Source organism: Kocuria salsicia (assembly GCF_007681555.1).
GTDB classification, from domain to species: Bacteria; Actinomycetota; Actinomycetes; order Actinomycetales; family Micrococcaceae; genus Kocuria; species Kocuria salsicia.
In genome coordinates this window covers 1-2,003 of record NZ_VELE01000026.1, presented here as the reverse complement: position 1 = coordinate 2,003, position 2,003 = coordinate 1, and the positions used below count along the sequence as shown (strand labels likewise).

Annotated in this window: 3 protein-coding genes; all 3 read right to left on the bottom strand. The window is 66.9% G+C overall.

The features are described 5' to 3' along the window. The coding region (locus tag FS770_RS13515; RefSeq protein ID WP_145012768.1) for an IS481 family transposase at nucleotides 1–982 on the bottom strand (982 nt) is incomplete at its 3' end. Nucleotides 983–1,053: 71 nt separating this feature from the next. Next, entirely contained in the window at nucleotides 1,054–1,470 is a 417-nt protein-coding gene (locus FS770_RS13510) for a carboxymuconolactone decarboxylase family protein (protein WP_145012765.1), read from the bottom strand. Next, nucleotides 1,467–1,931, bottom strand: a complete 465-nt coding sequence (locus FS770_RS13505) for a MerR family transcriptional regulator (protein WP_145012763.1) — start codon at nucleotides 1,929–1,931, stop codon at nucleotides 1,467–1,469. The genes FS770_RS13510 and FS770_RS13505 overlap by 4 nt, the downstream gene beginning before the upstream one ends. Nucleotides 1,932–2,003 lie beyond the last annotated feature (72 nt).

Here is a 2,003-nt window from a genome sequence, read left to right as displayed (position 1 = left end):
TGTACTGACCGGGGACGTTGATCAATCGTGAGAAGGGCGGTTGGTTGCCGCACGCCGTGTGGGGGCGGTGGTGGTTGTACTGGTGCAGCCATGACTCGAGGGCCTCTCGGCGTTCTTGCTCGCTGGTGTAGCAGCGGGCGTAGGCCCAGCCGTCGGCCATGGTCCGGTGGAAGCGCTCCACCTTCCCGTTGGTCTGGGGCCGGTACGGCCGCGTCCGCTTCGGGGTGATCGAGAGGGCCTCGCAGGTGTCGCGCCACAGGTGCGAGCGGTACGCACCGCCGTTGTCCGACAGGACCCTTTCGATCGTGACGCCGCGCTCAGCGAACCAGTCGACAGCGCGGTGCAGGACGGCGACGGCGGTGACGGCGGTCTCGTCGTCGTGGACCTCGGTGTACGCGACGCGGGAGTGGTCGTCGATGACGGTGTGTACGAACGCGTATCCGAGCTTCGGGTTGTGCCACTTGCTCTTGGGCTTGCCCGGTGTCGCCGCTCGGTTGCGGTCGCCCTGCGGCCGTCCGACGTACCGCCAGCCGCCGCCGTCGGGGATGTTCCCGAGCTTCTTCACGTCCACGTGTACCAGAGACCCGGGATGGGGATGCTCGTACCGGCGGATCGGCTCGCCCGTGGCCCGGTCGACATACGACAGGCGGTTCAGGCGCGCCGATGTCAGGATTCGATGCACGGTGGACGGGGCGATGTTGAGCCGGGATGCGAGCTGGACAGGCCCTTCCCGCAACCGGATTCGCAAGCTGACGCATCGCTTGGACACCGCCTTGCTGGTCTTACTGGGCGAGGTCTTCGGCCGTGAGGAGCGGTCTTGCATGGAATCACCGGCCAGGTAGCGGTCGACCCAGCGCTTCACCGTCGGCCAGGACACTTGGAAGCGAGCAGCAACCTCGCTGATCGGCCACCCGTCATCGACGACGAGACGAGCTACCTTGAGCCGGTGTCGTGGTGTGAGAGCTGCGTTGGCGTGTGCCATGGAAGTCCTTGTGCGTGCGCCAGGAGGGCCGCCGGATGCTCTGGCGCCCTCTTGGCCGGTGTGATTCTTTGTCAGGCGTTGGCGCGTCGCGAAGCAAAGACCTCCCTAGCGACGAACGTCGCGTTGAGGGCGCGGGGAAAGCCGGCGTAGACCGCGCAATGCAGCAAGGCCTCGACGATCTCCTCTTCTGTGAGGCCGACGTTCAACGCGGCGCCGATGTGGACCCGCAGCTGCGGCTCGCAGCCACCCAGCGCGGTCAAGGCGCCGATCGTGACGAGCTGACGGCTGCGCGGGTCCAGGCCGGGGCGGTCATAGATGTCGCCGAAGGCAAAGGCCGCGACGTGATGTCCCAGGGCTGGGCTGATGTCAGCGAGGGACTCGATGACGGCTTCGCCCTGGTGGCCGTCGATGCGCGAGAGGACATCTTGGCCGTGCTGGCGGCGGGCGAGGTTCTCGCATGAGGTGATGTCGTGCTGGGGCGTCGTCATGGCTGGGGGCCTTCCTGGTAGGTGGCGAGTTTGTACTCGGTCGCGGCGAGGGCGAGTTGAAGTTGGGCGATCTGGGAGCGAAGGGTGTCGCGGTGTTCGAGGAGGAGGTCGAGTCGGTCTGGGATCGTGTCAGCGCCGGCGTCGACGAGATCGACGTAACGGCGCAGGTCGGCGATGGGCATGCCGGATGCCCGCATCCGGGTCAGGAAGACGAGGCGCCGGACGGTCGGGGCGTCGAACCGGCGGTGACCTGCCTGATCCCGAGGGATGACCACCAGGTCGGCGCGCTCGTAGTAGCGCAGGGTGTGAGGGCTGACGCCTAAGTGCTCGGCGGCCGCTGAGATGTCCCAGTCCTCTTCGGAATCGGCTCGGGTGAGTTCTCTCAAAGCGTCGACGTTCACGCCCCCGGGCGGATCGACGGCGAGTCGCAGGGCATCTGCCAGGGCCCGATCGTTCGTCATGTCCCGCACGCTAGGGGTTCGAGCACGCTCGAAGACAAGCCGCAACGTCGATCAACGTCCGCGGTCAGTACA